23 protein-coding genes and 2 pseudogenes are annotated in these 23,480 nt (G+C 61.3%); 7 read left to right on the top strand and 18 right to left on the bottom strand.

Annotated elements, in window-relative coordinates; translation table 11 throughout:
- Positions 1 to 24: 24 nt before the first annotated feature.
- From glpR to CQW31_RS18930, 3 genes are all read right to left on the bottom strand, one after another.
- On the bottom strand, positions 25 to 780 hold the full coding sequence (gene glpR / locus CQW31_RS18920; RefSeq protein WP_099815163.1) for a DNA-binding transcriptional repressor GlpR: 756 nt from the start codon (positions 778 to 780) through the stop codon (positions 25 to 27).
- Between the two features lie 101 nt (positions 781 to 881).
- On the bottom strand, positions 882 to 2,381 hold the full coding sequence (glpK, locus tag CQW31_RS18925; RefSeq protein WP_054885871.1) for a glycerol kinase GlpK: 1,500 nt from the start codon (positions 2,379 to 2,381) through the stop codon (positions 882 to 884).
- 42 nt (positions 2,382 to 2,423) lie between these two features.
- Positions 2,424 to 3,275, bottom strand: a complete 852-nt coding sequence (locus tag CQW31_RS18930; RefSeq protein WP_054885870.1) for an MIP/aquaporin family protein — start codon at positions 3,273 to 3,275, stop codon at positions 2,424 to 2,426.
- A gap of 302 nt (positions 3,276 to 3,577) precedes the next feature.
- On the opposite strand from CQW31_RS18930, the gene ybaK reads away from it, so the two are divergent.
- Positions 3,578 to 4,048: a Cys-tRNA(Pro) deacylase gene (ybaK, locus tag CQW31_RS18935; RefSeq protein WP_054885869.1), complete on the top strand. Its 471-nt coding sequence runs from the start codon at positions 3,578 to 3,580 to the stop codon at positions 4,046 to 4,048.
- A 37-nt stretch (positions 4,049 to 4,085) separates the two neighbouring features.
- On the opposite strand, the gene CQW31_RS18940 is transcribed toward ybaK, so the two are convergent.
- Positions 4,086 to 5,195: an ABC transporter ATP-binding protein gene (locus tag CQW31_RS18940; protein ID WP_054885868.1), complete on the bottom strand. Its 1,110-nt coding sequence runs from the start codon at positions 5,193 to 5,195 to the stop codon at positions 4,086 to 4,088.
- A complete protein-coding gene (gene argF, locus CQW31_RS18945; protein WP_054885867.1) occupies positions 5,192 to 6,112 on the bottom strand; it encodes an ornithine carbamoyltransferase in 921 nt (306 codons plus the stop codon). Before argF ends, CQW31_RS18940 begins: the two co-directional genes overlap by 4 nt.
- A 383-nt stretch (positions 6,113 to 6,495) precedes the next feature.
- Here argF and CQW31_RS18950 point away from each other — a divergent pair, with 383 nt between their 5' ends.
- Together CQW31_RS18950 and grxD are read left to right on the top strand one after the other, a co-directional pair.
- Positions 6,496 to 8,604 carry a molybdopterin oxidoreductase family protein gene (locus CQW31_RS18950; protein WP_099815164.1) on the top strand — a complete coding sequence of 703 codons (2,109 nt, stop codon included), beginning with the start codon at positions 6,496 to 6,498 and terminating at the stop codon, positions 8,602 to 8,604.
- Between the two features lie 91 nt (positions 8,605 to 8,695).
- Positions 8,696 to 9,031 carry a Grx4 family monothiol glutaredoxin gene (gene grxD / locus CQW31_RS18955; protein WP_054885865.1) on the top strand — a complete coding sequence of 112 codons (336 nt, stop codon included), beginning with the start codon at positions 8,696 to 8,698 and terminating at the stop codon, positions 9,029 to 9,031.
- Between the two features lie 57 nt (positions 9,032 to 9,088).
- On the opposite strand, the gene bfr is transcribed toward grxD, so the two are convergent.
- Both bfr and CQW31_RS18965 read right to left on the bottom strand, forming a co-directional pair.
- Positions 9,089 to 9,562, bottom strand: coding sequence for a bacterioferritin (gene bfr / locus CQW31_RS18960; protein ID WP_054885864.1), 474 nt, complete (start codon positions 9,560 to 9,562; stop codon positions 9,089 to 9,091).
- A 201-nt stretch (positions 9,563 to 9,763) separates the two neighbouring features.
- A complete protein-coding gene (locus CQW31_RS18965) occupies positions 9,764 to 9,985 on the bottom strand; it encodes a bacterioferritin-associated ferredoxin (protein ID WP_054885863.1) in 222 nt (73 codons plus the stop codon).
- A gap of 214 nt (positions 9,986 to 10,199) precedes the next feature.
- Between CQW31_RS18965 and CQW31_RS18970 the strand changes: the two genes are divergently transcribed.
- Positions 10,200 to 10,802, top strand: a complete 603-nt coding sequence (locus CQW31_RS18970; RefSeq protein WP_027918971.1) for a peroxiredoxin — start codon at positions 10,200 to 10,202, stop codon at positions 10,800 to 10,802.
- Between the two features lie 157 nt (positions 10,803 to 10,959).
- On the opposite strand, the gene rnt is transcribed toward CQW31_RS18970, so the two are convergent.
- Together rnt and pyrC are read right to left on the bottom strand one after the other, a co-directional pair.
- Positions 10,960 to 11,571, bottom strand: a complete 612-nt coding sequence (gene rnt, locus CQW31_RS18975; RefSeq protein ID WP_225923474.1) for a ribonuclease T — start codon at positions 11,569 to 11,571, stop codon at positions 10,960 to 10,962.
- Positions 11,572 to 11,630: 59 nt separating this feature from the next.
- Positions 11,631 to 12,677: a dihydroorotase gene (gene pyrC, locus CQW31_RS18980; protein WP_054885861.1), complete on the bottom strand. Its 1,047-nt coding sequence runs from the start codon at positions 12,675 to 12,677 to the stop codon at positions 11,631 to 11,633.
- 130 nt (positions 12,678 to 12,807) lie between these two features.
- On the opposite strand from pyrC, the gene CQW31_RS18985 reads away from it, so the two are divergent.
- Both CQW31_RS18985 and CQW31_RS19000 read left to right on the top strand, forming a co-directional pair.
- Positions 12,808 to 13,773: an OmpA family protein gene (locus tag CQW31_RS18985; RefSeq protein ID WP_099815165.1), complete on the top strand. Its 966-nt coding sequence runs from the start codon at positions 12,808 to 12,810 to the stop codon at positions 13,771 to 13,773.
- 520 nt (positions 13,774 to 14,293) lie between these two features.
- Positions 14,294 to 15,511: an argininosuccinate synthase gene (locus CQW31_RS19000; RefSeq protein WP_099815166.1), complete on the top strand. Its 1,218-nt coding sequence runs from the start codon at positions 14,294 to 14,296 to the stop codon at positions 15,509 to 15,511.
- 86 nt (positions 15,512 to 15,597) lie between these two features.
- Here the strand turns inward: CQW31_RS19000 and CQW31_RS19005 are convergent.
- Positions 15,598 to 16,022, bottom strand: a pseudogene (locus CQW31_RS19005) (hypothetical protein).
- Positions 16,023 to 16,326: 304 nt separating this feature from the next.
- Between CQW31_RS19005 and CQW31_RS19010 the strand changes: the two are divergent.
- Positions 16,327 to 16,953 (top strand): response regulator transcription factor, encoded by a 627-nt coding sequence (locus CQW31_RS19010; RefSeq protein WP_054885857.1) that lies wholly within the window; start codon positions 16,327 to 16,329, stop codon positions 16,951 to 16,953.
- Between the two features lie 42 nt (positions 16,954 to 16,995).
- Here the strand turns inward: CQW31_RS19010 and CQW31_RS31345 are convergent, their stop codons facing one another.
- From CQW31_RS31345 to metG, 8 genes and pseudogenes are all read right to left on the bottom strand, one after another.
- Positions 16,996 to 17,172, bottom strand: coding sequence for a PA3496 family putative envelope integrity protein (locus CQW31_RS31345; protein WP_027918964.1), 177 nt, complete (start codon positions 17,170 to 17,172; stop codon positions 16,996 to 16,998).
- 104 nt (positions 17,173 to 17,276) lie between these two features.
- Complete coding sequence (gene nth, locus CQW31_RS19020; protein ID WP_054885856.1) at positions 17,277 to 17,915, bottom strand: endonuclease III; 639 nt, start codon at positions 17,913 to 17,915, stop codon at positions 17,277 to 17,279.
- 4 nt (positions 17,916 to 17,919) lie between these two features.
- Entirely contained in the window at positions 17,920 to 18,438 is a 519-nt protein-coding gene (locus tag CQW31_RS19025) for an Rnf-Nqr domain containing protein (protein WP_099815167.1), read from the bottom strand.
- On the bottom strand, positions 18,431 to 19,021 hold the full coding sequence (locus CQW31_RS19030; RefSeq protein WP_371263252.1) for an RnfABCDGE type electron transport complex subunit G: 591 nt from the start codon (positions 19,019 to 19,021) through the stop codon (positions 18,431 to 18,433). The genes CQW31_RS19025 and CQW31_RS19030 overlap by 8 nt, the downstream gene beginning before the upstream one ends.
- 8 nt (positions 19,022 to 19,029) lie before the next feature.
- Positions 19,030 to 20,001 carry an RnfABCDGE type electron transport complex subunit D gene (locus tag CQW31_RS19035; protein WP_099815193.1) on the bottom strand — a complete coding sequence of 324 codons (972 nt, stop codon included), beginning with the start codon at positions 19,999 to 20,001 and terminating at the stop codon, positions 19,030 to 19,032.
- Between the two features lie 25 nt (positions 20,002 to 20,026).
- Positions 20,027 to 20,665: pseudogene (locus CQW31_RS31700) on the bottom strand (RnfABCDGE type electron transport complex subunit B); the annotation flags it as partial.
- On the bottom strand, positions 20,662 to 21,210 hold the full coding sequence (locus tag CQW31_RS31705; protein ID WP_249342015.1) for an Rnf-Nqr domain containing protein: 549 nt from the start codon (positions 21,208 to 21,210) through the stop codon (positions 20,662 to 20,664). The gene CQW31_RS31705 and the pseudogene CQW31_RS31700, both read right to left, overlap by 4 nt.
- A gap of 89 nt (positions 21,211 to 21,299) precedes the next feature.
- Complete coding sequence (metG, locus tag CQW31_RS19045; protein ID WP_054885852.1) at positions 21,300 to 23,339, bottom strand: methionine--tRNA ligase; 2,040 nt, start codon at positions 23,337 to 23,339, stop codon at positions 21,300 to 21,302.
- Positions 23,340 to 23,480 lie beyond the last annotated feature (141 nt).

Below are 23,480 nucleotides of genomic sequence, written 5' to 3' on the forward strand. Positions count from 1 at the left end.
ACCCATGTCATGCGACCGAGGCCCTCACACCACCTCAAGCCGAATCTTGTACTGGTTCAGCAATTGAGTGAGGGCAGGCGCAGGTGCCTGGTCGGTCACCAGGCAGTCGACCAGGCTGATCGACCCCAGGCGCACCATGGCGTTGCGCCCGAACTTGCTGGAGTCGGCGGCAAGCACGACCTGGCGGGCATTGGCGATGATCGCCTGGGAAACCCGTACTTCCTGATAATCGAAATCGAGCAGGCTACCGTCTTCATCGATGCCGCTTATGCCGACCAGGGCGAAATCAACCTTGAACTGGTTGATGAAGTCGACGCTGGCCTGGCCCACCACACCGCCGTCACGACGGACAGTGCCGCCGGCTACCAGCACCTCGAAGTCATCCTTGGCGGCGAGAATCGCGGCCACATGCAGGTTGTTGGTGATGACTTTGAGGTGGTTGTGGTTGAGCAATGCCCGGGCAATCGATTCGGTGGTGGTGCCGATGTTGATGAACAATGAGGCATGGTCGGGAATCTGCTGCGCCACCGCTTCGGCGATGCGTTGCTTTTCATCGCGCATCTGGTCGGCGCGCATGGCATAGGCGGTGTTCTCGATGCTCGAATCATAGGCCGCACCACCATGGTAGCGGCGCAGCAGGTTGAGTTCGGCGAGCTGGTTGATGTCGCGGCGGATGGTTTGCGGTGTGACAACGAACAGCTGCGCCATTTCTTCGATACTGACGTAGCCGCGATCGCGCACCAGTTCGAGGATTTGTTGTTGGCGTGGGTGCAGATTCATGGGCGGTCCTTTGGGGCTGCCGGACAAATTCTGCAATGATGCCGTAGGAAGGGGATGACGGCCAGTAGACCATCGGGGCCGCGTGGCGGCCCCGGCCTGATTTACGCTTCGTGATCTTCCCAGTCACGGGTGCGCTCGACGGCTTTCTTCCAGCCGGCGTACAGCTTCTCTTTGGCGGCCTCGTCCAGCTGCGGGCTGAACTCGCGCTCGATGATCGCCTTGTCGCGCAGTTCTTCCAGGCCGCTCCAGAAGCCACAGGCCAGGCCTGCCAGGTAGGCGGCGCCGAGGGCGGTGGTTTCGCGCATTTTCGGGCGCTCGACGCAGGTGCCGAGGATGTCGGCCTGGAACTGCATGAGGAAGTTGTTGGCCACTGCGCCACCGTCCACGCGTAGTTCCGACAGGCGCTGGCCGCAGTCCTGCTGCATGGCGTCGAGCACGTCGCGAGTCTGGTAGGCGATCGACTCCAGCGCGGCACGAATGATGTGGTCGACCTTCACCCCACGGGTCAGGCCGAACAGTGCACCGCGGGCATACGGGTCCCAATAGGGCGCGCCGAGACCGGTGAACGCAGGCACCAGGTACACACCGTTGCTGTCCTTGACCTTGCTGGCGAAGTATTCGGTGTCCAGCGCATCGTTGACGATTTTCAGCTCGTCACGCAGCCACTGCACGGTGGAACCACCGTTGAAGACCGCGCCTTCAAGGGCATAGGCCACCTCGCCACGCGGGCCGCATGCGATGGTGGTGAGCAGGCCGTGGGAAGACTTCACGGCCTGGTTGCCGGTGTTCATCAGCAGGAAACAGCCGGTGCCGTAGGTGTTCTTGGCCTGGCCTGGCTCCACGCACATCTGGCCGAACAGCGCCGACTGCTGGTCGCCGGCGATGCCGGCGATGGCGATGCCGCTCTTGGTGTGGCCGTACACTTCCGAAGAGGGGCGTACTTCGGGCAGCATCTGCTGCGGGATGCCGAGGATTTCCAGCAGCTTCTGGTCCCACTGCAGGCTGTGGATGTTGAACATCAGTGTACGCGAAGCGTTGGTGTAGTCGGTGACATGCACCTTGCCGCCGGAGAACTTCCAGATCAGCCAGGTATCGATGGTGCCGAACAGCAGTTCGCCGCGCTCGGCGCGTTCGCGGACACCTTCGACGTTATCGAGGATCCACTTCAGCTTGGTGCCGGAGAAGTACGGGTCAGTGACCAGGCCGGTGGTTTCGCGGATGTAGTCTTCATGGCCATCTCGCTTGAGCTGGGCACAGATCTCGGTACTGCGGCGGCATTGCCATACGATCGCGTTGTACACCGGGCGGCCGGTTTCCTTGTCCCACACCACGGTGGTTTCACGCTGATTGGTAATCCCCAGCGCGGCCACCTGGGCATGGCTGATGCCGGCCTGGGCCAGGGCCTCGACCATGGTCGCGCTCTGGGTGGCGAAGATCTCCATCGGATCGTGCTCGACCCAGCCGGCTTGCGGGTAATGCTGGGCGAACTCGCGCTGCGAGGTACCGACCACGTTGGCATCGCGGTCGAAGATGATCGCTCGCGAGCTGGTGGTGCCCTGGTCCAGGGCGATGATGTAGTTCTTATCCTGGGTGTCTGTCATGGTCGTAGGCCTTGCATAAAAGAGGAGTTCAGGGCGCCAGTATCAGTTGGCTTGAGTATCGCCCTGGCGATTGTCGGTTGTCTCGGCGCTTGCGCCTTGCGCCGTCGGCAGGTTGCGGGCGATAAGGCCGCGGTAGGCAGCGGCACCCAGGCAAGCGCCGAGAATCGGCGCGAACACCGGAACCAGGAAATAGGGAATCTCCCGACCGCCAGTGAAGGCGATTTCGCCCCAGCCAGCCAGGAAGGTCATCAATTTGGGCCCAAAATCGCGGGCCGGGTTCATCGCAAAGCCGGTCAGCGGACCCATGGCGCTGCCAATCACGGCGATCAGCAGGCCGATCAGCAGAGGCGCCATGGCGCCGCGCGGCAGGCCATTGTTGTCGTCGGTAAGGGCCATGATCACGGCCATCAGGATCGCCGTGATCACCACCTCGACCAGAAATGCCTGGCCAGTGGACAGTGATGGGTGCGGATAGGTCGAGAATACCGAGGCCAGTTCGAGGCTCTCGGTGCTGCCACGCAACAGGGCGTGGGCTTGTTCGAAATCGAAGAACAGGTTGCTGTAGAGCGTGTAAACGAGCGCGGCGCCACAGAATGCGCCGCAGACCTGGGCAAGCGCGTAGAACGGCAGCTTGCGCTTGTCGAAGCCGGCAAACAAGGTAAGCGCGATGCTCACGGCCGGATTCAGATGCGCGCCGGAAATGCCCGCGGTGAGGTAGATCGCCATGCTTACGCCGACGCCCCAGATGATGCTGATTTCCCACAGGCCGAAGCTGGCGCCAGCGACCTTGAGGGCGGCGACGCAACCCGTGCCGAAGAAGATCAGCAAGGCGGTGCCGAGAAACTCGGCCAGGCATTGGCTGGATAGAGTGGGTTCGCGTAGTGCAGTCGTCATGTATGACCTCGTTGTTTTTGTTGTGAGGCGCAAAGCGCTCGACAGCAAAGCCTGATGTCTATCCCCATTGACCTCAGGCGGGTGTTAAGAAGCGCACCTTAAAAGTGCGCCATTTATTCAGAAACGAAAAAATATAGACAAGAAACGCTGATGTCAAAGGTCGAAAGTGAACGGGTAGTCACGTTTTGCTCGCCTGTTTCAGAGGCTGAACCCCGTGGTAGACGGCCGCGTCAGCCGTTGGCTGGCTGGGATGCAGGATTTGCCCTAAAGTAGCCGCGACCTGTCCCGGACCGGAGCATTGCATGACCCCCGCACTCGACCTGTTGAAAAAAGCCCGCGCCGAGCATCGCGTGCACAGCTATGAGCATGACCCCAAGTCGGCGTCCTATGGGCTGGAGGCGGCGGAAAAGCTTGGCCTCGAACCGCAGCAGGTGTTCAAGACCTTGCTCGCGAGCAGCGAGAAGGGCGAGTTGCTGGTGGCGGTGGTGCCGGTGGTCGGGACGCTGGACCTCAAGGCCCTGGCCCATGCGGCTGGCGTGAAAAAGTGCGAAATGGCTGACCCGGCTGTGGCCCAGCGGGCAACCGGTTACCTGGTGGGTGGGATCAGCCCCTTGGGGCAGAAGAAGCGGCTGCGCACCTTCATCGATGATTCGGCGCAGGATTTTGCCACCATCCATGTCAGCGCCGGGCGGCGGGGGCTGGAGGTCGAGTTGGCGGCGGCGGTGCTGGCCGAGCATACCCAGGGTGCATTTGCAGCCATCGGTAAGGTTTGAAACCATCGGGGCCGCACAGCGGCCCCGGGTTCTGCACTCAGGTCGCCGAGCTGTAGCGGCGAACCCCATTCTCCTGGCGCGCCGACTGCGTCGCGACACTGCCCGGCACGGGGAACAGCACCAGGTGGTCGGCCTTCACCGCGATACCTACGTCCTCACCCACCTGGTGGTCGATGTGGCTCGGGAAAATCGCTTCGAGCTGGCTGCCAGTGGGGAGTTGCAAACGGTACAACGTCGAGGCACCCAGGAAGCTCTTGCCGACGATGTTGGCCTGCAGTGCGCTGCCTGGCGCCGGCACGATGTCATCAGGGCGCAGCAGCACATCCACCGAGCTGCCCGGCGCCATGCTGTAGGCGCGGTTGCCACGCAGCTCGCCCAATTCGGTATTGACCGCTTCATGGCTGCTCATCTGGCCACGGATGAAGTAGCCCTGGCCGACGAAACTGGCCACGAACGGCGTCTGTGGTTCGTGATACAGGTTGTAAGGCGTATCCCATTGTTCGAGCCGGCCTTCCTTGAACACACCGACGTGATCGCTCACGGCAAACGCTTCTTCCTGGTCATGGGTCACCAGAATCGCACTGGTGCCGCGGCTCTTGAGGATGTCGCGCACTTCATGGCTGAGGCGCCGGCGCAGTTCCACGTCGAGGTTGGAGAACGGTTCGTCGAGCAACAACAGCTGTGGCTCCGGTGCCAGGGCACGCGCCAGGGCGACACGCTGTTGCTGGCCACCGGACAGCTCATGCGGGTAGCGCCCGCCAAGGCCGGCGAGCTTGACCAGTTCGAGCATCTCTTCGATCACCTGCGCCTGGTTCGGGTGCTTGGCGATGCCGAAGGCGATGTTCTGCGCCACGGTCAGGTGCGGGAACAGGGCGTAGTCCTGGAACACCATGCCGATCCGGCGTTTTTCCGGAGCCAGAGTGAACCCAGCGCGGGAAATCACCTCGCCGGCCAACTGTATTTCACCCTCGTGCACCGGCTCGAAGCCGGCGATGGCACGCAGGGTGGTGGTCTTGCCGCAACCCGATGAACCCAGCAGGCAACCGATGTCGCCTGCGTTCAGATGCAGGTTGAGGTTCTGGACGATGCGCTGCTCGCCGTAGCCACAGGCGAGGTTGCGCAGGTTGAGCAGTAGGGGTTGACTCATGCGTGGTGGTAAGCCGGTTCGACAAGGAATTCGAGGAGGGCCTTCTGTGCATGCAAGCGGTTCTCAGCCTGATCCCAGGCGACCGAACGAGGGTCGTCGAGCAGGTCATGGCTGATTTCCTCGCCCCGGTGGGCGGGCAGGCAGTGCATGAACAGGGCGTCGGGTGCCGCCAGGTCGAGCAATGCGCGGGTGACCTGGTAAGGCGCGAAATGCGCCAGGCGCCGTGCAGTTTCCTCTTCCTGGCCCATGGAAGTCCAGACATCCGTGGTCACCAGATGCGCACCGCGCACGGCATCCTGCGGATTGCGCACGATCTGCACATGGTCGCCACCCAGCTCCATGAAGCGCGCATCGGGCTCGTAGCCTTCCGGGCAGGCGATGCGCAGCTGGAAGTCGAACTGCCTGGCCGCTTCGATGTACGAGTTGCACATGTTGAAGCCATCGCCGATCCAGGCCACGGTCTTGCCCTGGATCGAGCCGCGGTGCTCGAGGAAGGTCTGCATGTCGGCCAGCAACTGGCACGGGTGCGACTCGTCGGACAAGGCGTTGATCACCGGCACGCGGGATTTGGCAGCAAATTCGGTCAGGGTGCTGTGGGCGTGGGTACGGATCATCACCACGTCGAGCATGCTCGACAGCACGATGGCGCTGTCGCCGATCGGTTCGCCACGGCCCAGCTGGGTGTCGCGCGGCGAGAGGAAGATGGCCTGGCCACCCAGCTGGATCATGCCGGCTTCGAACGACACACGGGTACGGGTCGAGGACTTCTCGAAGATCATGCCCAGCACGCGATTCTTCAAAGGCTCGAACAGCACGCCTCGCTTGCGCAGGTCCTTCAGCTCGATGCCTCGGCGGATCACACCGAGCAATTCGTCGGTGGTGAAATCCAGCAGGGAGAGAAAGTGCCTAGCGCTCATGATTGACTACCTTATCTGCAACGGTATGCAGGTCGACCGTATGGTTTTTTTTGACAACGGGAGTGACCTGCGGCGTAAGCCGCACGGGGCGGACGAAATGGGGAAAGGCGCAATACTATAATTAAATGTCGCCTGAAACCAAGAGGGGAAACAGCAGCGGGTGCTTAACAGGTTACAAAGGGTGTCTGCCCCCTTGAACCCGTGCTGTTTTTTATTTGCTACAGAAGGTTGTACACGGCTTGCTGGCAATTTGGCAAATGGCTGTCGCGAATCGTACGCCTGATGTCGCGGGATTCACGCCGCGAAGCACGCTGGTAGGGGCGAGTGCTGCGGCGCATAGTCGTTGCTCGACCAGCCCTTACACCACCAAGGCAGAAGCGGCCATGACCAAGACCCTGCATCACCGTGCCTGTCACCTGTGCGAAGCGATCTGCGGCCTGAACATAGAAGTCAGCCATGAACCAGACGGGCAGGCGCTGATCAGCTCGATCAAGGGGGACCCGCAAGACCCATTCAGCCGGGGCCACATCTGCCCCAAGGCAGTGGCCCTGCAGGATATCCAGAACGACCCGGACCGCCTGCGCCAGCCGCACCGACGGGTCGGGAGCGATTGGCAGCCGATTGGCTGGGATGAGGCTTTCGCCTTGGCCGCCGACAGGTTGTGGGCGGTCCAGCAGGCCCACGGGCGCAACGCTGTGGCGGTCTATCAAGGCAACCCCAGCGTCCACAACTATGGGCTGATGACCCACAGCAATTACTTCCTCGGCCTGCTCAAGACCCGCAACCGCTTCTCTGCCACCTCGGTCGACCAGTTGCCACAGCATCTGATCAGCCATCTGATGTACGGCCACGGCCTACTGTTGCCCATACCGGATATCGACCATACCGACTTCATGCTGATCCTTGGTGGCAACCCGCTGGCCTCCAATGGCAGCATCATGACCGTGCCCGACGTGGAAAAGCGCCTGAAAGCCCTACGTGGGCGAGGTGGTCGCCTGGTCGTGGTCGATCCCCGCCGTAGCGAAACCGCTGCCATGGCCGACCTGCATCTGTTCATTCGGCCCGGCGGCGATGCTGCCTTGCTCTGTGGCCTGCTCAACACCTTGTTCGATGAAGGGCTCACGCGCGGCTCGCATTTGCCGGTCAGCGGCCTGCAGCAGGTGCGCGAAGCGATTGCGCCGTTCAGCGCAGAAGTGATGAGCGCACAGTGCGGCATCGCCGCCAGCCAGATACGTCAATTGGCGCGGGACTTTGCCGCTGCGGACAAGGCGGTCTGCTATGGCCGCATGGGGGTCTCGACCCAGGCGTTCGGCACGCTGTGCCACTGGCTGGTGCAGATGATCAACCTGGTGACTGGCAACCTCGACCGTGAGGGTGGGGCACTGTGTACCGAGCCTGCGGTCGATCTGGTGGCGACCACCTCAGGTGGCCATTTCAATGCCTGGCAGAGCCGGGTCTCGGGCTTGCCGGAGTACGCGGGCGAGCTGCCCGTGGCGGCCTTGGCCGAGGAGATGCTGACCCCGGGGGAGGGGCAGGTGCGCGCCCTGGTGACGGTCGCCGGCAATCCGGTGCTGTCGACACCCAATGGCCGGCAGCTGGATGCGGCGCTGGACGGCCTCGAGTTCATGCTCAGCATCGACCTGTACATCAATGAAACTACCCGTCACGCCGACCTGATCCTGCCGTCGACCTCGGCGCTGGAAAACGACCATTACGACAGCACCTTCAACCTGCTGGCCGTGCGCAATGTGACCCGTTTCAATCGCGCCATCCTGGCCAAGCCGGCAGGTGCCCTGCATGACTGGGAGATTTTCGTCGGCCTCGCCCAGGCCTTCGCCAAGCGCGCTGAACTGGATCTGAAACCGACCTGGCCGCCAGCGCAGATGATCGATCTGGCCCTGCGCAAGGGGCGCTATGGCGAGGCCAGCGCCTGGAACCTGTCGCTGCAGGCGCTGGAGCACTACCCTCACGGGCTTGACCTGGGACCGCTGCGCGCCAACCTGGCGACGCGCCTGGCAACCGCCAGCAAAGCCGTCGAGGCGGCGCCGCAGGTGCTGCTGGATGACCTGCAGCGGTTGGCCTCGCAGGCGCCGCCTGCGCCGGGCGAATTGCTGCTGATCGGTCGACGCCATGTGCGCAGCAACAATTCGTGGATGCACAACTATCATCGCTTGGTCAAAGGCAAGCCGCGTCATCAACTGCTGATGCACCCCCACGACATGCACGACCGGCAATTGCAGGATGGCCAGCGGGTGCGTATCCGTTCGCGCACTGGCCTGCTGGAGGTCGAGGTGCAGGCCTGTGAAGACATGATGCCCGGGGTGGTCAGCCTGCCCCACGGTTTCGGTCATGGTCGCCAGGGCGTGCAGTTGCAGGTCGCCCAGGCACAAGCCGGTGTGAGCGCCAATGACCTGACGGACGAGCGCCTGCGTGACGCGGTTTCCGGTAATGCTGCGCTCAATGGCGTGCCCGTGCAGGTCGAGGCTGCCTGAGCAACGGTAAGGCCGAGCACGCTGCTCGGCTTTCCGATACAATGCGTCACCGTGCCGACGATCGCGTCGGAAAGTTCAGCCGAGGTGCTACATGGATATCATCGAAACGATCAAAGAGCAGATTGCCAACAACACCGTTCTGCTTTACATGAAAGGCTCGCCGAATGCCCCGCAGTGTGGCTTCTCCGCGCGTGCTTCGCAGGCTGTGATGGGTTGCGGCGAGAAGTTCGCCTACGTCGACATCCTGCAGAACCCGGAAATCCGCGCCAACCTGCCAAAATACGCCAACTGGCCGACTTTCCCGCAATTGTGGGTAGCCGGTGAGCTGGTTGGCGGTAGCGATATCATGCTGGAAATGTTCGAGAAGGGTGAGCTGCAGACCCTGATCAAGGACGCCACCGCCAAGGCCAAGGCCTCCGAAGCCTGATCATCAGGCAGCCATGAAAAAACCCGCTCAGAGCGGGTTTTTTTAGGGGCGGGAATTTTATTCTTCGCCCATCTGCGACTGCAGGTAGTTCTCGATGCCGATCTTGTCGATCAGGCCCAGCTGGGTTTCCAGCCAGTCGATGTGTTCTTCCTCGGCTTCGAGGATGTCTTCGAGCAGGTCACGCGAGCCGAAGTCGCCAGCGGTTTCGCAGTGGGCGATGGCGGCTTTCAGGTCGACCAGGCCTTTCTGTTCGATCTTCAGGTCGCACTCGAGCATCTCTTTGGTGTGTTCACCGATCAGCAGCTTGCCAAGGTCCTGGACGTTGGGGATGCCTTCGAGGAAAAGAATACGCTTGATCAGTTTGTCAGCGTGCTTCATCTCATCGATGGATTCCTTGTACTCGTGCTTGCCGAGCTTGTTCAGGCCCCAATCTTCATACATGCGCGCGTGCAGGAAGTACTGGTTGATCGCGACCAGCTCGTTTCCGAGGATCTTGTTGAGATGCTGGATGACGCTTACGTCGCCTTTCATGTCGGGTTCCTGCCCTGTAGAAGTGTGCCAATACAGGGAAGTTTGAGCCTGTAACAGGGGGCTGTCAAACCTAAGTGTTTGAATAATAAGTGAAAATTAATAGGAATAAGAATGTTTGTGAACCGCGTTGGAACGCTAACTTATTGATATTCAGGCATAAAAAAACCGGACACGTGGTCCGGTTCTTCGAATTCTGTAATATCAGGCAGCAGTAAATTCCACCGGATAGGGCAGGGCGGCGTGCTGGCTCACCTGCAGTTCGGTGAGGGTCTCACGGACCACCTCTTTGGCCAGGCAGGCGCATTTGCCACACTGGCTGGCGACGTTGGTCGCTGCACGGACTTCCTTGTAACTGCAGCATCCTTCATAGATCGCATCGCGGATCTGTCCGTCGGTGACGCCGACACAAAGACACACATACATAAGGGCTGACCATCGCGGGTTGAGTCGATGGGTTGGAGCTTAATGTTAATGAGAATGCTTGTCAAAGGACTTTCTGAAAGGGCCGTGCTTGAGCGACCGACGGTTGCATTCGGCCTGTCACTGGAAGCCGTGTATGATGGTCAGCCTTTGTTGGATGTCGGGCAAGCCTGCCTTGGCCCGGCAAACGGTTCTTCACCCTCATCAGGAGATTACAATGAGCGTACTCGTTGGCAAACAAGCCCCCGACTTCACCGTCCCAGCTGTCCTGGGCAATGGCGAAATCGTCGACAGCTTCAACCTGGCTTCGGCTATCAAGGGCAAGTACGGCCTGGTGTTCTTCTACCCACTGGACTTCACCTTCGTCTGCCCGTCCGAGCTGATCGCCCTGGACAACCGCATCCCTGACTTCCAGGCGCGCAACGTAGAAGTGATCGGCGTTTCGATCGACTCGCACTTCACCCACAACGCCTGGCGTAACACTCCGGTCAACGCCGGCGGTATCGGCCAGGTCAAGTACACCCTGGCTGCCGACATCACCCACGAAATCTGCAAGGCCTACGACGTCGAGTCCGAAGGCGGCGTAGCCTTCCGCGGCGCCTTCCTGATCGACACCAACGGTGTCGTTCGTTCGCAGATCGTCAACGACCTGCCACTGGGCCGCAACATGGACGAACTGCTGCGTCTGGTCGACGCCCTGCAATTCCACGAAGAGCACGGCGAAGTCTGCCCGGCCAACTGGAAGAAAGGCGACCAAGGCATGACCGCTTCGCCAGAAGGCGTTGCTGCTTACCTGAGCGAGAACGCTGGCAAGCTGTAATGCCACGCGCATGAAAAAAACCGGCCCATGTGGCCGGTTTTTTTGTGCCAGCTTGTGCCGGCCTCTTCGCGGGCTCGCCCGCTCCCACAGGTACACCACAGGCCGTTGGCATTGTGCGATACCTGTGGGAGCGGGCGTGCCCGCGAAGCTTTTCAGGTCAGTCGTTGAAGTCGCGCCAGCCGCCCATTTCCTTCCAGCGGTTGACAATGCCGCAGAACAGCTCGGCCGTCTTCTCGGTATCGTAACGCGCCGAGTGCGCTTCACGCCCATCGAAGTCGATGTCAGCGCTCTGGCAGGCTCGCGCCAGTACGGTCTGGCCATAGGCCAGGCCAGCCAGGGTCGCGGTGTCGAAGCTGGAGAACGGGTGGAACGGGTTACGCTTTATGTCGTTACGCGTGACCGCCGCATTAAGGAAACCAAGGTCGAAGCTGCTGTTGTGGCCGACCAGGATCGCCCGTTTGCAGCCGTTGGCTTTAAGCGCCTTGCGCACACCGCGGAAGATGTCGGTGAGCGCGCTTTCCTCGCTCACCGCCATGCGCAGCGGGTGATCCAGCTTGATGCCGGTGAACTCCAGCGCGGCCGGCTCGATATTGGCCCCTTCGAACGGTTCGACCCGGTAGAAGTAGGTGTGCTCGGGGAACAGAAAGCCCTTTTCGTCCATGCCGATGGTCACTGCGGCAATTTCCAGCAGGGCGTCGGTGGCGCTGTTGAAGCCGCCAGTCTCGACATCCACGACTACCGGCAGATAGCCACGGAAGCGCTCGGCCATCGGGTGGCGCGAACCGCCGCCGACCTGGCCGTCCTGGTCGTCTTCGTACAGGTCTTCGCTCACGCATTGTCCTCCAGCAGGCGCCAGCGCAGTTTTTCACCGGCGCGCAGCGGGATCACGGTTTGCTCGCCGAATGGCAGGCTGTCCGGGGCGGTCCATTCTTCGCGAACCAGGGTGATGGTGTCGGTGTTCGCTGGCAGGCCATAGAAGGCCGGGCCATGCAGGCTGGCGAAACCTTCCAGCTTGTCCAGCGCATTGCGCTGCTCGAACGCCTCGGCGTACATCTCGATGGCCGCGTATGCGGTGTAGCAACCGGCACAACCGCAGGCAGCTTCCTTGGCGTGACGGGCATGCGGTGCCGAGTCGGTGCCGAGGAAGAACTTCGGGTTGCCGCTGGTGGCCGCGTCCAGCAGCGCCACCTGGTGGGTGTTGCGCTTGAGGATCGGCAAGCAATAGAAGTGCGGGCGGATACCGCCAACCAGCATGTGGTTGCGGTTGTACAGCAGGTGCTGGGCAGTGATGGTTGCACCGACGTTGGCCGGGGCTTCGGTGACGAACTGCGCGGCGTCGCCTGTGGTGATGTGCTCGAAGACCACTTTCAGGGTCGGGAAGCGCTCGACCAGGCGGCGCATGTGCTCGTCGATGAAGCGCTTCTCGCGGTCGAACACGTCGATTTCGCTGCGGGTGACTTCACCGTGCACCAGCAAGGGCATGCCGACGTCCGCCAGTGCCTCGATGGCCGGGAAGATGTTGTCGATGCTGGTCACGCCCGAATCGGAGTTGGTCGTCGCGCCGGCAGGGTACAGCTTGGCGGCGTAGACGATACCGCTGGCCTTGGCCGCGCGGATGTCCTCGGGGCTGGTACGGTCGGTGAGGTACAGCACCATCAGCGGTTCGAAGCGGCTGCCAGCCGGGCGTGCGGCAAGTATGCGCTCGCGGTAGGCGCTGGCTTCGACGGCATTGCGCACCGGCGGAACCAGGTTGGGCATGATGATGGCACGGGCGAAAGTACGCGCCACATCGCCAACGGTATGGGGCAGGACGGCACCATCGCGCAGATGGATGTGCCAGTCGTCGGGACGCAGGAGGGTCAGGCGATCGGACATTGGGAATTCCAGGCGGGTCGAACTCAGGCCCCAATGCTACCGGAAAACCCCGGTCCGAGCACGGCTATCAAGTTTTCCGGCCAGCGTCCGATAGCCTGCCTGTAAGTCGTCATAATTTGTGGAGCCACCCGTGCGCCAGCGTTACCTAGCCCTGTTGACCCTTGTCGCCAGCCTGCCGGCCGGTGCACTGACCTTCCAGACCCGCATGGAGAATGTCGCCTGGAAAGTCGAGGGTGACCAGTTCGAATGCCGCCTGATCCAACCGATCGATGGTTTCGGCAGTGGCGAGTTCGTGCGCAAGGCTGGTGAGCAGCCGGTGTTCCAGCTGCGATCGCACAGCAATGTGCTTGGCGCAGGTTCGGCCACCTTGCTGGCTGCCGCTGCGCCTTGGCAGCCGGGCCGCGGGGATGTGAACCTCGGCGCTGTGCGCATGGCCCGCAGCGGCGTGCTGTTCAGCTCGTCGCAGAGCCAGGCCAGCCGCCTGATCAACGGCCTGCTCGATGGACGCAGCACGGTGGTGCGCAATTACACCGGCGAAGGCGGCAGGGCGATGGAAGTACGCGTGCTGCCGGTCAGCTTCGCCAAGGCCTACAGCGACTATCAGGCCTGTGCCAGCAAGATGCTGCCGATGAACTATGACCAGGTGCGCCAGACCCAGGTGGGCTTCCCGGGCGGTGGCTTCGACCTGGACGCCAATGCCCGTGCGCGGCTGGACGTGATCCTCGATTACCTCAAGGCTGACCCGACGGTGAACCACATCGAACTCAACGGCCATTCCGACAACAGCGGTAACCGCCTGACCAATCGCGATACTTCGCGACGTCGGGCCTTGGCCGTTGCCGATTACTTCAAGGCCCATGGCGTGCCGGAAGAGCAGATCGTCGTGCGCTTTCATGGCGAGCGCTATCCGCTGGTGAAAAACAACAGCCCGGCCAATCGGGCACGTAACCGGCGGGTGAATATCGAGCTGGATCGGGTGGCGGTGGCGGAGAAACCGGTGGTGCAGCCGGTTCAGCAACCGGCACCTGCGGCACCTGCCATCCCGCCTGCCACTGCGGCACCGGCTGCGGGTGCGCCCGGAGCGAAGACACCCTGAAACCATGTTGTTTCTCTGGGGCAGGTCTTGGGATTGCATCAGGGCTACCAGGTGCTTGCCACAACATTTTCAGCGCCTATGAGATCGAGCGCCGCCCGCGCGGCGCATCGCGGGTAAACCCGCTCCCACATCTGTTTCGGGCCAGTCACTCCTGTACCGCCAACAGGATCCGCCTTGGTGCATGACTGGAGACCGATGATGAGCAGTTATGCGCATGACTGGAGACAGGTGGAGCGGCATCAGCGCCCACGGAGATGCATCGCCATGCCAACAAGGCGGTCCCTGTTGGCTTCACAGGAGAGATTGGCCCGAAACAGATGTGGGAGCGGGTTTACCCGCGATGCGCCGCGCGGGCGGCGCTCGATCTCAAAGGCGCTGAAGCTTTGTGGCGAACACAGAAAGACGTCGCCCCACCGACAGTTCCTGTCGCTTTGTCGTCAGAAGCTGTCGCCCCACTGTAAATCTATCCGCAACGCCGGTAGAATTGGTCCCTTTCCGTACAACCCCGTGGAGTGATGGCATGGCGGACGTAAAAAAGGTCGTACTGGCGTATTCCGGCGGCCTTGATACTTCGGTGATTCTCAAGTGGCTGCAGGATACTTACAACTGCGAAGTGGTGACGTTCACCGCTGACCTGGGTCAGGGCGAAGAAGTCGAGCCGGCTCGCGCCAAAGCTCAGGCGATGGGCGTAAAAGAGATCTACATCGACGACCTGCGCGAAGAGTTCGTGCGTGATTTCGTCTTCCCGATGTTCCGCGCCAACACCGTCTACGAAGGCGAGTACCTGCTGGGTACTTCCATCGCTCGCCCGCTGATCGCCAAGCGCCTGATCGAAATCGCCAACGAAACCGGCGCCGACGCCATTTCTCACGGCGCGACCGGCAAGGGTAACGACCAGGTTCGCTTCGAGCTGGGTGCCTACGCCCTCAAGCCTGGGGTCAAGGTGATTGCTCCATGGCGCGAGTGGGACCTGCTGTCCCGCGAGAAGCTGATGGATTACTCCGAAAAGCATGGCATTCCGATCGAGCGTCACGGCAAGAAGAAGTCGCCATACTCGATGGACGCCAACCTGCTGCACATTTCCTATGAAGGCGGTGTGCTGGAAGATACCTGGACCGAGCACGAAGAAGACATGTGGCGCTGGAGCGTCTCGCCAGAGAACGCCCCGGACCAGGCTACCTACATCGAGCTGACCTACCGCAATGGTGACATCGTCGCCATCGACGGTGTCGACATGACCCCAGCCACCGTGCTTGCCGAACTGAACCGTATCGGCGGCGCCAACGGTATCGGCCGTCTGGACATCGTAGAGAACCGTTACGTGGGCATGAAGTCCCGTGGTTGCTACGAAACCCCTGGCGGTACCATCATGCTCAAGGCCCACCGCGCCATTGAGTCGATCACCCTGGACCGCGAAGTTGCTCACCTGAAAGACGAGCTGATGCCGAAGTATGCCAGCCTGATCTACACCGGCTACTGGTGGAGCCCGGAGCGCCTGATGCTGCAGAAGATGATCGACGCTTCGCAGGTCAACGTTAACGGCGTCGTGCGACTTAAACTGTACAAGGGCAATGTCATCGTGGTTGGCCGCAAGTCGGACGACTCGCTGTTCGATGCCAATATCGCTACCTTCGAAGAAGACGGCGGCGCCTACAACCAGGCAGATGCTGCTGGCTTCATCAAACTCAACGCGCTGCGCATGCGCATCGCTGCCAACAAAGGCCGCGGGATGCTCTGAGCATCTGGCTGAATTGGCAAACGAACCCCGGCTCTGGCCGGGGTTTTTTTTGTCTTCTCGACAGCGGGCTTCTCAACATCATGGGGTCAATCCTCAGGCAGGCAGCTGATGGTAAGAAGGATGCATTGATGTAGCTCCATATTACAGAAGCGCCATTGCTTGTATTCGGCATGCGGTTGGGTAATGGCTTGCATGATTCGATGTTGTATCTGTTTTTGCGCATCAGGGCCGGAAAACATGACGGTTACAATTTCTTGAGGGGTGGCACGCGATGGTGGCCCGGTCGTTTGGGGGGAGCGGACTGTTCAGGTTTGTAGAAGGATTTGGAGTTGAAGTTCAGGGTGAGGAAGAACAACGCCGTAAGGAAGAATGGAAACCCTACCAGGAACCATGTGTAGTACGTCTGACTTTCATCGCTGAGAAAAGGCAGGGTTGCCAAAGCAGAAGCTTCGATAATACCTGCAAATATGGCGATGATCGTCAGTGGGGCGACCGGTTGGTTCTCAGTCATGATTAATGCCTCCTGCATGTTTTACATACCAATAACCCACTGGCTCCCTTTACCAAATTATGGACTTTTTCCGGGTGCGGTAATTTTTCGGAAGCGAGGCATGACAAATCGATCATGCTTCGTGCGTTTTTTCTTAATCACTCTCAAAGCCAGTCTGTAAATTTTTCCGTTGTAGGAAAATTCCCAAACCAACGTAAGGTTCATCTATTCAGCTTTTTAAAGGGGTAATCGACGCGCCACTGAGCGTTCTGCTCGGTTATGGTGGGGCAGTCGTCAAAGCAGAATAACGAATGATGGATATCGCATGAACAAAGTCCTTATCGTGGATGATCATCCGGTCATACGCTTGGCAGTGCGCATGTTGATGGAGCGACATGGGTACGATGTTGTCGCGGAAACCGACAATGGCATAGCGGCCTTGCAGCTTACTCGAGAACATCTTCCCGACATCGTCGTGCTCGATATCGGAATCCCCAAGCTCGACGGTCTGGAGGTCATTGGCCGGATGGCAGCAGCGAGTCCTGGCAGTCGTGTGCTGGTACTGACCTCACAGGCGCCCGGGCATTTCTCCATGCGTTGCATGCAAGCGGGCGCCGCTGGCTATGTATACAAGCAGCAGGAGCTCACCGAGCTGCTGAGCGCCATCAAGGCTGTGCTCTCTGGTTACAGTTATTTCCCGAACCAGGCCTTGCACAAGTCACGTGGTCGGGTTGGGGGAGTAAGCGAAACGGAAATGGTCGATCGCCTGTCTGCCAGGGAGCTGATGGTCCTGCAGCAGTTGGCGCGGGGACGCTCCAACAAGGAGATAGCCGACAGCATGTACCTCAGCAACAAGACCGTCAGCACCTACAAGACGCGCCTGTTGCTGAAGCTCAATGCCCATTCGCTGGTGGACCTGATCGAGCTGGCCCGTCGCCATGGCCTGAGCTGAACCAGCCATGGACAAAGCCTCCCCGAGGGAGGCTTTGGAGGGCTAAAGGTCGTAGTCGAAATCGGCGAGTTGCCGTTGCAGGCGTCGCTCTTCGAGGAGGTTGTCAATGGTACGACGCTTGCTCAGGTTGGTTTTCGCGGTTTCTACCTGAGGCTCCGCTTCGTCGTCAGCGGTAGCAAAGTCATCTTCGATCGACAGGTCGTCTTTATCGGTACTCATGAGTCGCTCCAAGCCAAAGGGCCATTGGCCGTCCTTATAACGAGAAAGCGATGTCCGGTAAAAAAGATTTTTTCAATCGCAACGCAACTATTTTTGCTATTGGCTCAATCGTCGCAAGTCTTGTGCTTGTATTCGCACAGATCTTCGATGCGGCAGCTACCACAACGAGGCTTGCGTGCCTGGCACACGTAGCGGCCATGCAGGATGAGCCAATGGTGAGCGTCGAGCAGGTAGTCCTTGGGTACGAACTTGACCAGCTTCTTCTCGACTTCCAGCACGGTCTTGCCAGGCGCGATGCCGGTGCGGTTGCTGACCCTGAATATATGCGTGTCCACCGCCATGGTTGGCTGGCGAAAGGCGGTGTTGAGCACCACGTTGGCGGTCTTGCGCCCAACGCCTGGTAACGCTTCCAGTGCTTCTCGGGTTTGCGGCACTTCGCCGCCATGGCGCTCGATCAGCAGGCGGCACGCCTCGATGACGTTCTTGGCCTTGCTGTTATAAAGGCCGATGGTCTTGATGTATTCGCTCAGCCCCTCGACACCCAGCGCGTAGATGGCCTGCGGTGTATTGGCGACCGGAAACAGGCGTGCGGTGGCCTTGTTGACGCCGACATCGGTGGATTGCGCGGAAAGCGTCACGGCAACCAGGAGCTCGAATGGGGTGGTGTAGGCCAATTCCGTTTTCGGGTCGGGGTTATCTTCGTGCAGCCTGCGAAAAATCTCCAGGCGTTTGGCGGCATTCATGGGTTCAACGCTTTCCTTGACGACGTGTGAGGGTGGGGCGCAGCCAATTGTACAAGGCCAGTAGAGCGCCGAGCAGTAGCAACCCACCGGACGGCAGGTGGGCCAGGTGCATGCCGGCGACATCGTCCAGCCATTGGCGGCCAGCGCCAAGCAGCAAACAGGCGAGCAGCAGGCCACTCAAATGCAGCAACAATTCCCGCCAGCGCCCTTCAGCTGGCAGCAATGTGTCGATGGCGAGGCATTGCAGGCAGATCAACGCAGGAAAATAACCAAGCGTCAGCGCCAATGGCAATGCCCAGGCACGTAGGGCCAATTGCAGGCAACTGCCAAGCGCAGCCAGCAGCAGCAGGCTTGCCAGCCAGTACCTGGCGCCGCTGAGTGATGCCCGCAGCGGGCCAAGGAAGGCTTGGTGGAGAAGGATCATCACCCACATGCACGCGGCGATGGTCAGCGCATGGGTGACAGTGCCAGTCGCGCCAAGCAGCGGAGCCAGGCCGGTGATCAGCAGGCAGAATCTATTCATGGAGAGAGGTTCCAAGCAGTTCGCTGCGATGCTGATCAAAAAACCGCAAGGCTTCCTGCTGGGCATCGATGACGGCCCGGGACGTAACGGTCGCCCCGGCCAACTGATCGAAATCGCCCTGGTCGCGTCTGATTGCCCAGCGGTCGCCAAGGCCGTGCTTGGCAAACTGGTTCAGCCAGCCAGACTGCGGATCGGCAATCTGGCCGCCCAACCCAGGGCTTTCCTGCTGTTCGACTACCCGAGTGCCGACCAGGCGGCCATCGGCAGCGATGGCGATGGTCAGCTTGATGGGGCCGGCATAGCCCTGCACCTGGCTCACCAGCACGATGGCTGTTGGCGATGTCCCGTGGCTCGCGCGATAGGCCGCGAGTATCTTGCTGTGCTGCGGCTGTTCGGCGGGCAATGGCAACGCGCTGTCCAAAGGGCGGTTGTCGTAGCTTTGCGCGGGCAGCACCGCCAGCAACTGGCTTGCCTGAAGCTGGCGCTCGGCATCGATGATGGCCTGGCGAGTCCAGTGCTGCCAGGCCAGCGTTGATGCGATTGCCGACCCGCCGACGGCAAGGAGCAGAAGGCTGCTGCGCATGGGCGCGATCATGGCGAAACCTGTTGGCGCTGCAAGGCGAACCGATCCAGGGCGGGAACCGCCAGGTTCATCAACAGGATGGCGAAGGCCGTGCCATCCGGGTAACTGCCCCAGGTGCGGATCAGGTAGATCAGCGCGCCTGCGCCAAAGCCGAACAGCAGCCGGGCCAGATTCGCCTTTGGGCCGGATACCGGCTCGGTGGCGATGAAGAATGCTGCCAGCATCGTTGAACCGCTGAACAGATGCAGTAGTGGCGAGCCGTTCGAATCCGAACCGGAGCCATTCCAGGCCAGCAGGCTGAACAGGAAAAGGCCGCCCAGCAGCCCTGCCGGGGCATGCCAGCTGATCACCTTGCGCTGCAAGAGAAACAGCCCGCCGAACAGCAAGGCCAGATTGATCCATTCGCTGCTGCGACCGCCAACATTGCCGAAGCCGGGGTGACTGGCGAACAGTTCCTCGAGGGTCAGGCTGCGGTTGTGGCGCAGGCCATCGAGAATGGTCGGCCCCGCCCAGGCATCAATCTGGCCGCCCGCGCCAGCCACCTGCTGCAGGCTGTCGACAAAGCCAATGGCGTGGTTGGGCCAATGGTTCATGTGCAGCGGAAAGTTCAGCAGCACGAAGGCGTAACCGACCATGGCCGGGTTGAACAGATTGCGGCCCACTCCGCCAAAGGCCTGCTTGCCGACACCTATGGCAATGCCTGCTGCTGTCACTGGCACCCACCAAGGCGCCTGTCCGGGTAGGGCGATGGCCAGCAACACGGCAGTCACCAGGGCACTGCCATCGTTCAATGCCGGTAAGACAGGCTGGCGACGTACAGCCAGCAAGGCCGCCTCGCAACACAGCGCACTGCTGGCACACAGCAACAGGCTGAACAGGACTCCCCAGCCCTGTGTCCAGAGGGTGGCGAGCAAGCCGGGTATGCAGGCCAGCAGCACCAGGCCCATGGCTGCGCGTAGCCGTGGGTCAGGGCTTGCCATGTTCATGCCCGGCGCCTGTGGGCAGCGCATCGGCAGCGGCGCTTTTCTGCGTCCTGATGCGCTCCAGGGCGGCCTTGATCGGGTCTGCCGCGCCTTGTGTGGCTTCGGCCGTACGCGCCAGGCGCTGCGCCTCACGGCGCGCGATGTCGCGTTGCAGGCGGGCGTTTCGCTGCTGGTGGCGCTGGCGCGCCTGATCGCGGCGCTGGCGGCGGGCCTGCAGTTGTTCGGGGGAGTGAGCCAGGCCGCTGACGATCGGTACCACCCCTGCTGGCAGTGGCTGCATCTCGATGCAATCGACCGGGCAGGGCGCCAGGCACAGGTCACAGCCGGTGCATTCGCTGGCAATGACAGTGTGCATCAACTTGGCGGCGCCGACGATGGCATCGACCGGGCAGGCCTGGATGCACTTGGTGCAACCGATGCATTCGGCTTCGCGAATGCAGGCGACCTGGGGCGGTGCGCTGCCGCGCAGCGGGTCAGGCGCAAGCAATGGCTTCTTGAGCAGCGCTGCCAGCGCAGCGATGGTTTCGCTGCCACCTGGCGGGCACTTGTTGATGGCCCCGCCCGCTGCCAATTCTTCGGCGTAGGGCCGACAGCCATTGTGGCCGCATTTGCCACATTGGGTTTGTGGCAGCAGGGCATCGATGCGGTGAATCAAATTCATTGAATGAAAATTCCGTTGAGCCCGGAGAACGCCAAGGCCATGACGCCTGCACCGATCAAGGTAATCGGCAAACCACGCAGCGCGGCCGGTACTTCCTCCTGCTGGCTGCGCTGCTGCAGGTCGTCGAACAGCACCAGCGCCAGCCAGAAGCCCACGCCGGCCGATGCCCCCCAGCGCAACGTAGCAAGCGCCGAGGTGTCCTCTCCCGTCACTTGCAGCGTCAGCCCGAGCAGCAAGGCGTTGCCCAGCAATGGCAGTGCAAGCCCGCTGGTGGGCCACTGCGGCCGCAACCTGCGCAGCGCCGTCGGTACGCCCCATGTCAGCAATGCCAGCCAGGGCAACAGCAGGAACAGGCGCAGGTCCTGCAACTGCCAGGGCGCCACGATGAGGCGTTCGAGCGCTTGCCCGCCGCTCGCTCCGAGTACTATGGACAGGGCCCCCGCCAGGCCACAGACCTGCAGGCGCAGGCGGCTTGACGGCTGTGCTTGCACAAGCAGGTGGCTGACCAGCGCAGCGCTGGCGAGGATCAGCATGGAGTCGTTCATGTGAATGACGATAGCCGGGAATCGCCTGGAGCGTCCGGCATTGGTGCTGCAGATGGAACTGCCCCGGCGGTAAGGCCGGGGCAGAAGGCTTACTTGATGCGCTGACCTGGCTTGGCGCCACTGTCAGGGCTGAGCAGGTAGATCTCTTCGCCGCCAGGGCCGGCCGCCATGACCATGCCCTCGGAGACGCCAAAGCGCATTTTGCGCGGCTTGAGGTTGGCCACCATCATGGTCAGGCGGCCTTCCAGCTTGGAGGGATCCGGATAGGCCGACTTGATGCCGGAGAACACGTTGCGGCGCTCGTCGCCGATATCCAGGGTCAGCTGCAGGAGCTTGTCGGCGCCAGGCACGGCTTCAGCCTTGACGATCAGTGCGACACGCAGGTCAACTGCGGCAAAGGTGTCGAACTCGATTTCGGCAGACAGCGGGTCCTTGGTCAGCTCGCCGTTGCCGGCGGGTGCCTGGGCTTCGGCGGCCAGCAGGTCTTCCTTGCTGGCAGCGACCATGGCTTCGACCTTGGCAGGTTCGATACGGCTCATCAGCGCCTTGAACGGGTTCAGCTGGTGGTTTTCCAGGCGCGATTGATGGTCGTTCCAAGTCAGTGGCGCGACGTTGAGGAATGCCTCGGCATCAGCGGCGAGCAGCGGCAGCACGGGTTTCAGGAAGATCACCAGCTGGCGGAACAGGTTGATGCCCTGGGCGCAAATGGCCTGGACCTCGTCCTGCTTGCCTTCCTGCTTGGCCAGCGACCAAGGTGCCTTGTCAGCGATCCAGGCGTTGGCGCGGTCAGCCAGCGCCATGATTTCACGCATGGCACGGCCAAAATCGCGGCCCTCATAGGCTTCGGCGATCGACGGGGCGGCGGCGAGGAAGGCCTCGGTCAGTTCTGGCGCAGCATCGCCAGCGACCATCACGCCGGCATTGCCCTTGTGGATGAAGCCGGCGCAACGGCTGGCAATGTTGACCACTTTGCCAACCAGGTCGGAGTTGACCTTCTGCACGAAATCCTCGAGGTTCAGGTCGAGGTCATCGACGCCCCGGCCGAGCTTGGCGGCGTAGTAGTAGCGCAGGTATTCCGGGTGCAGGTGGTCCAGGTAGGTTCGGGCCTTGATGAAGGTGCCGCGCGACTTGGACATCTTGGCGCCGTTGACGGTCAGGTAGCCGTGCACGTTGACTGCAGTCGGCTTGCGGAAGCCGGCACCTTCGAGCATGGCAGGCCAGAACAGGGCGTGGAAGTTGACGATGTCCTTGCCGATGAAGTGATACAGCTCGGCCTTGGAGCCTTCGTTCCAGAAAGCGTCGAAGTCCAGCTCCGGGCGGCGTGCGCACAGGTTCTTGAAGCTGGCCATGTAGCCGATTGGCGCGTCCAGCCAGACGTAGAAATACTTGCCCGGCTCGCCCGGGATCTCGAAGCCGAAGTACGGCGCATCACGCGAGATGTCCCACTCTTGCAGGCCGGAATCCAGCCATTCGGCAAGCTTGTTGGCCACGGCGTCCTGCAGGGTTCCGCTGCGCGTCCACTGCTGCAGCATGGCCTGGAAGTCAGGCAGCTTGAAGAAGAAGTGCTGGGAATCGCGCAGCACCGGAGTGGCTCCGGAGATGGCCGACTTGGGGTTCTTCAGCTCAGTCGGGGCATAGGTGGCGCCGCATTTCTCGCAGTTGTCGCCGTACTGATCCTCAGCCGCGCATTTCGGGCAGGTGCCCTTGATGAAACGGTCGGCCAGGAACATGCCCTTTTCGGGGTCGAAATACTGGGTCACCGAACGGGTGGCGATGTGCCCTGCGTCGCGCAGGCGGCCGTAGATCAGGCCTGACAGCTCGCGGTTTTCGTCACTGTGGGTGGAGTGGAAGTTGTCGAAGTCCACCAGGAAGTCGGCGAAGTCACCACTGTGCTCGGCCTGGACATTGGCGATCAGCTGCTCAGGGGTGATGCCTTCCTTCTCGGCACGCAACATGATGGCCGAGCCGTGGGCGTCGTCGGCGCAGACGTAGATGCACTGGTTGCCGCGCAGTTTCTGGAAGCGCACCCACATGTCCGTCTGGATGTACTCCAGCATATGGCCAAGGTGGATGGATCCATTGGCATAGGGCAGGGCGCTGGTAACGAGAATCTGACGTGGCTCGGACATGGTGGCTCGGCTACTTATCTGGCTCGGGTAAAAATGAGGGTGATCGGCCACTATAAAGGGCCGGCGAAGATATTTCACCCCAAGCACGCATCTGCTGACGATTGACGGGTTAGGATAGGCGTCTGTTTCGTACTCAGTTTG

Source organism: Pseudomonas sp. 382 (genome assembly GCF_002759075.1).
Taxonomy (GTDB): Bacteria; Pseudomonadota; Gammaproteobacteria; order Pseudomonadales; family Pseudomonadaceae; genus Aquipseudomonas; species Aquipseudomonas vlassakiae.